This window comes from Neisseria sp. N95_16 (assembly GCF_002551535.2).
Lineage (GTDB): Bacteria > Pseudomonadota > Gammaproteobacteria > Burkholderiales > Neisseriaceae > Neisseria > Neisseria brasiliensis.
This window is the reverse complement of sequence record NZ_PDBT02000031.1, coordinates 20914-27356: the sequence shown is the minus strand read 5'-3', so window position 1 is coordinate 27356 and position 6443 is coordinate 20914. Positions and strand designations below refer to the sequence as shown.

Sequence of the window (6443 nt, the reverse complement as noted above, 5' to 3'; positions counted from 1 at the left end):
CCGCCGACCGAGAAAGACATTGGACTATGAGACACCGGGTGATCTGTTTTCAGCAGCCCTTGCCAATGGCATTTGAGCGTTGCACTTGAAATGCGAATGTAAGGCCGTCTGAAAATATGAGAAGCGTTTATGTGCGGTATAATGTTCAGATATAACCACAACAGAGAGAGCCAACCATGGAATTTATTAAAACCCGTGCCGCCGTTGCTTGGGTGCCGAATGAACCCTTAAAAATCGAAGAATTAGATTTTACGCATTGTCGCCACCGGCGTGTGCCACACCGATGCTTACACATTGAGCGGACAAGATTCGGAAGGCGTGTTCCCTTGTGTGTTGGGACATGAAGGTGCCGGTATTGTCGAAGCTGTCGGCGAAGGAGTCACTGATTTTGCCGTCGGCGATCATGTGATTCCGCTTTACACCGCCGAATGCGGCAAATGCAAATTCTGTATTTCGGGCAAAACCAACTTGTGTTCGTCTGTCCGCACCACCCAAGGCAAGGGCTTGATGCCCGATGGTACCGTACGCTTTTTCAAAGACGGCCAACCAATTTACCACTATATGGGCACATCAACCTTCTCGGAATACACCGTTGTAGCCGAAGTGTCTTTAGCCAAAATCCAACCTGAAGCCGATTTGAAAGAAGTGTGCTTGCTGGGCTGCGGCGTAACCACCGGCATGGGGGCGGTGATGAATACGGCTAAAGTTAAACGCGGCGACACCGTAGCGATTTTCGGCTTGGGCGGCATTGGTTTGGCTGCGATTATCGGCGCACGCATGAGTGGCACCAGCCGCATCATCGGTATCGACACCAATCCGTCTAAATTTGCTTTAGCGGAAAAGCTTGGCGCAACTGATTTTATCAACCCGAAAGATTTCGATAAACCGATTCAAGAAATAATTATCGAGATGACCGATGGCGGTGTGGATTATTCGTTTGAATGTATCGGCAATGTGGAAGTAATGCGCGCGGCTTTGGAATGCTGCCACAAAGGCTGGGGGGAAAGCATCATTATCGGTGTGGCACCGGCCGGAGCGGAAATTTCCACCCGTCCGTTCCAATTGGTTACCGGCCGCGTATGGCGTGGTTCGGCATTCGGCGGCGTAAAAGGCCGCAGCGAATTGCCGGGCATCATCGACCAATACATGCGCGGCGAATTTGCCTTGAGCGATTTCATTACCCACACCATGCCTTTGGAAGAGATCAACACCGCTTTTGACCTGATGCATGAAGGTAAATCAATTCGCAGCGTGATTCATTATTAATCGTGTAATGTGAAACAAAAGATAGGCCGTCTGAAAGTAATTGTTTTCAGACGGCCTTATTTATGGAAAATTGATTTCAGTGAATTTTAAAAATCTGACGTTTTGATTACTTTCACACCGAAATGATTTGTGCATTTATCAAAAAAAGCTTACTTAAGCGATTAAGTAAGCTTTTTATAGAAACGTATATTTCAACAATACCAAATTATTGATTGACCCATTAACGTTCGCTCAAAGCCTGTTTCATGCGGGTAATTGGTTTAATCAAGTATTGGAATACAGTTTTTTCACCGGTTTTCACGTCAACCGTTGCCACCATACCCGGGATAATCGGCATTTCTTTGCCGTTTTTGTCCGTCAAGCTGTTGCTGTCGGTTTGGACCAAAATACGGTAATACACTTGGTTCGGATCAAGCTTCAAATCATTGGCACGGTTTTGCATAGAGTTACTTACTGTATCCGGGCTGATTAAGGTTACTTTTCCGTCTAAACCGCCGTAAATGGCATAGTCATACGCACTGATTTTTACCACAGCTGGCAAGCCCGGGCTCATAAATGCTACGTCTTGCGGGCGGATATACGCTTCAACCAGCAATTTGTCGTCCAAAGGTACGATTTGCATGATGTCTTGGCCAACGTTCACCACGCCGCCAACGGTATTGATTTGAATGTCTTTCACAATACCGCGCATCGGTGCACGGATTTGCGAGCGCTCTACCGGGTCGGCGCGCATGGCTGTGTTTTCTTTAGCTTGAGCCAGTTCAGATTCAGCCTGCACCAATTCATTATTGGCATCAGCCATATAACGGTTGCGTCGCTCGGCAATTTGCAAAGTCAACTCACTAGATTGACGCTGCATGCGTAACAATTCCACTTCAGAAACCACGCCTTGCGCCACCATCGGTGCGGTGATTTCGATTTCTTTATCCAAGGTTGCTTTGCTCAAACTCAGGCTTTGAATCGCATCAGTTACCGCGCGACGACGGGCATTGTAAGCCGCCTGCTCACGCGCACGCAATTCGTTGCTAATGCCTTTTGGAAAAGTCAGTGTTGTATTGTAGGCTTCTGCTTTCAAACGCGCGACCATGGCCTCCAAGTTGGCCACTTTAGCTTCGCTTTCGCGCAATACAGCCGAGCTGCGTGTATCGTCCAATTTCAGCAGAATCTGGCCTTTTTCAACAATATCACCTTCTTTTACCGAAATTTCGGTAATGATGCCCGGGTCCAAACTTTGAATCACTTGCTCTCGGCTACTTGGAATTACATTGCCGTTACCGCGGGTGACTTCTTCAATCGGGCTGTTATAAGCCCAAATCACGAAGACCACCAAAAACACGAAAAACAGGATAATGACCCAAAATTGCCCGCTGTGTTTTTCTTTTTGCAAGGCTGCATTCAAATCATTGATTAAATGCAAATCCTTATGTTTGACGTTGTTTTCACTACTCATAATGATAAACCTCAATTGGGTGTTTTTATTAAAGGCCGTCTGAAACCTTTTTATTATGTGAATCGGTATTTATGACTGATTGGCCGAAGCTTGCGCGGTGACCTGAACATTAGCAGTTGCCTGACGTGCCGGTGCATTATTACCTTGTTGCGCTGCTTTGTTTTTGTTTTGCTCGTTTTGCATCAAGTTTTGCAACACTAAATCACGCGGGCCATCCATCACCACTTTACCGTTGTCCATCACGATAATGCGGTTAACAATTTGTAATACTTGCGGACGGTGTGTCACCAAAACCATGGTGCGGTCTTTGCCCCATTGTGCAATTGCATTCAAAGCCATGCGCTCAGTGGCTTGGTCGAGACTGGTGGTCGGCTCATCCAATAAAACCACTTTTGGATTACGCAAAGTCATGCGTGCCAAAGCGATAATTTGTTTTTGGCCGCCTGATAAGCCCAAGCCGTCTTCACCCAAAGGCATATCCAAACCGCGCGGGTGGCTGCGGATGATTTTATCCAAGCCGAAACGTTTTAAAGCATTTAACAAATCTTGGTCGGTAGAATAACCGTCGGTTCGCGCCAAATCCATGTTTTCACGCAAAGTACCTAAGAACAAACGCGGCGCTTGGCTCAATAAAACCACTTGGTTACGCAGGAAATTCGGATCCAATTGGCGCATATCTACGCCATCCAAGGTTACGTTGCCTCTCTCAGTATCGTAAAGGCCGCTGGCCAATTTCAGCATGGTGCTCTTACCGCTACCGATACGACCCAAAATACCAACTTTTTCACCCGGTTTGATGGTGACGCGCAAGTCGCTTACGGCGGCATTTGCATCGTCTTGATATTTAAATGATACGTTTTCAAAGGTAATCGCACCTTGGACATTATCCAAAGTAATGTATTTGCGTTCCGGGCTGCGTTCAATCGGACGCTCAACAATTTCATTAATGCCCTGCAATGCTAATTTTGCTTGCTGGAAGCGGGTTGCCAAGCCGGCGATTTGTGCCAACGGTGCCAACGCACGACCCGATAGAATTACCGAAGCAATCAACGCACCCATGGTGATACGATCGGCAGTATTTTCCGCATGAATCAGATACGTGCCCACCAATACCAAAAATACGGTATTCAACTGCTGCATGCCCACGGCAAAATTAACCATGAAATTGCTGGTATCTTTAACCTTAATCGCAGATGCCGATGTTTTGGCGGTGTATTCATCCCAACGTTGTTGCGCCCATGAAGTTGCATTGTTGGTTTTGAGTGTTTCAATGCCTTCGATGGCTTCAACAGCCAAGCCCGAACGTTGCGAACCTTCTTTCATCGATTCATTAATGTGGCGTGATAATGGACGTTGCACCAAAAAGCCGACAATAATCACAATCGGAATGATGGTCAAAGGCACCAAAGCCAATTTACCACCAACAATGCCGATTACCGTGATAAACAACAGCAAGAATGGCAAATCCACTAAAGTCAGCAAGCTGGCGCTGGTCATGAATTCACGCACTGATTCAAATTCGCGCAGGTTATTTGCATACGAACCTGAAGAAGCCGGACGGTCAGCCAAACGCAAGGCCATCACGCGGCGGAATAAGGCTGAGCTGATGATTAAGTCGGCTTTTTTACCGGCAATATCAGTCAAATGGCCACGAATCATTTTGGCGGCAAATTCAAACGTAATCGCCAATACCACACCAATACTCAATACCCATAAGGTTTCATACGCTTGGTTTGGAATCACGCGGTCGTAAACGTTCATCACATATAAAGAGCTGACCAAAGCCAAGAAGTTGATGATGAACGTTGCCAAAATCACTTGGTAATAATAACCACGGAAACGCCAAATCACCTTCCAAAACCATGCTTTAGGCAGATGGTATTCCGGCAATTCAGAGCGGGTATCCGACACCATTTTCGGCTTAATAAACCAGCAATAGCCCAAATACAGCACCGATAATTGCTCATGATCCAGCTCTTGCTCCAAGCCATCCACTTGGCGGATATGGTATTTACGCGCCTTACCTGCACCTTCAATTTGGGTAATCACAGCGGCTTCTTCGTTGTGCAGAATAATCAGCACAGGCGCTGCCAAAGATGGAATGTCTTCCAAATTGCGTTTGGATAAAGTGTTTTCAAAGCCGTGACTGCGCAAGACTTCAGTAAGAGAGTGATAGTTGACATTCAGTTTTTGATCCCGCACCACCTCTGCCGAGAGCGCTGCTTCCGACACAGGAGCCCCTAATAAGCGGGTAACTAATGCAACATGTTCAATAATAGCTTTCATGATGATGGATTCACGTAATGATGATAAGTTTTCTGATGTTATTGCTGCACACCAGCCCAGTTGGCCACTTGCGACTGTGTGACAAGGTATTCCAGAGCGGCGTCACGGAAATCGTTGTGCGCGGTAATGTTTTCCTGCTCGATTCGTGATAATTCGGTGTACGCACCCAACACGTCAGTTAAGGTACGGCGGGCGATTCGGAATTGCAGCTCGTAGGTTTTCACTACATCTTTTTGTGCGGCGATGTGTTGCGAGGTGATTTCGGCACGTTGTTCGCTTTGTCTCATATCGATTTCAGCGGTTTGTGCTTTTTCATTGACATCACGCAGGATTTGTTCGGATTTAGATTTAGCCGCAATTAAGGCATGCGCATTTTTTTGCACATTATGACGGGCTGCAATATCCAACACATTCCAAGCCACGTTTAAATAAAGCTGCTTGCTTTCTTTGGTGGCATTGCCTTCTAAGTTGATGGCTGGTAAGCGTTGAGATTTGGAAACGTCCAACTCGGCTTCCACACTCTCTTGCTCGGCAATTTGCGCTTGATAAGAAGGATTAATATTTTTATCCGGATTGTGATAGGTTTGTACCAAGCTGGTGGAGGTATCGCTGCGGAATGGATCACTCAAATCGGCTTCTGTCATTTTTTTGCCGGTGTAGCGCGACAAACGGCTCAAGGCCAATTCCATGGTGCGACGTTGTTGCGAAATGGTGGTTTCCACTTGCAATTGACGGGCTCTAGCTTCAATCAATTCAGAACGACGACCGGTGTCATACTTCGCAATAACATTCAAATCTTTCAAAAGATTATTATGGCGAACCAAGCTTTGCTGATTCACTAACAGCATTTCTTTAGCGCGCAAAGCAGTCAGGTATAACTTACCCACTTCACTGCCCAATTGCTCTTGAGTTTCGAAATATTTGTGTTTGTAGTATTTTTCTTTGCTTTTATCGCGACGCACAGCCGCTTCGATACCACCCCAAGAATAGAGATTGAGCGTACCGCGCATACCCAAGCCGCCATCCATATCATCGCTTCGGTCTTGGTTTTTTTTCAGCCAATACTTGAACACCGGTCAAGGTCAATATCGGATAGTGACCGGCACGGGTGGCTTTGGTGGTGCTTTTCGCAGACTCTTCCGTGGCTTTCGCTTCCAATACAGTTGGATCGGAAAGCAGGGATGCTTTAAGAATATCTTTAAGATCGTGCGCGGAAACAGTTTGCGCAGACATCATGCAGACAATCGAGAATAAAGAGATTTTTTTCAGAAACCCCGATTGGCGGGCGCTGAATGGCATGAGATGGGAAAATGGGGTTTGCATATGATTCACAACAAGTGTATCCGTATATGTGTTTGTTATGGGCTAAGAAATTCTTGTAATTTAATTGATTGACAGCCTGTTAATGTTCACAGCATATCATCATATTTAACATTTCTCA

General features: G+C 46.3%; 2 protein-coding genes and 2 pseudogenes. 1 reads left to right on the top strand and 3 read right to left on the bottom strand.

Annotation, left to right across the window (positions count from 1 at the left end):
* Positions 1 to 176: 176 nt before the first annotated feature.
* A pseudogene (locus tag CRG49_RS06655) lies at positions 177 to 1266 on the top strand (S-(hydroxymethyl)glutathione dehydrogenase/class III alcohol dehydrogenase).
* 220 nt (positions 1267 to 1486) lie between these two features.
* Here the strand turns inward: CRG49_RS06655 and CRG49_RS06650 are convergent.
* From CRG49_RS06650 to CRG49_RS06640, 3 genes and pseudogenes are all read right to left on the bottom strand, one after another.
* Positions 1487 to 2716, bottom strand: a complete 1230-nt coding sequence (locus CRG49_RS06650; protein ID WP_097784583.1) for an HlyD family type I secretion periplasmic adaptor subunit — start codon at positions 2714 to 2716, stop codon at positions 1487 to 1489.
* A 69-nt stretch (positions 2717 to 2785) separates the two neighbouring features.
* Positions 2786 to 5002, bottom strand: coding sequence for a type I secretion system permease/ATPase (locus CRG49_RS06645; protein WP_095502889.1), 2217 nt, complete (start codon positions 5000 to 5002; stop codon positions 2786 to 2788).
* A gap of 38 nt (positions 5003 to 5040) precedes the next feature.
* Positions 5041 to 6301 (bottom strand): annotated as a pseudogene (locus CRG49_RS06640) (TolC family protein).
* Positions 6302 to 6443: the final 142 nt, after the last annotated feature.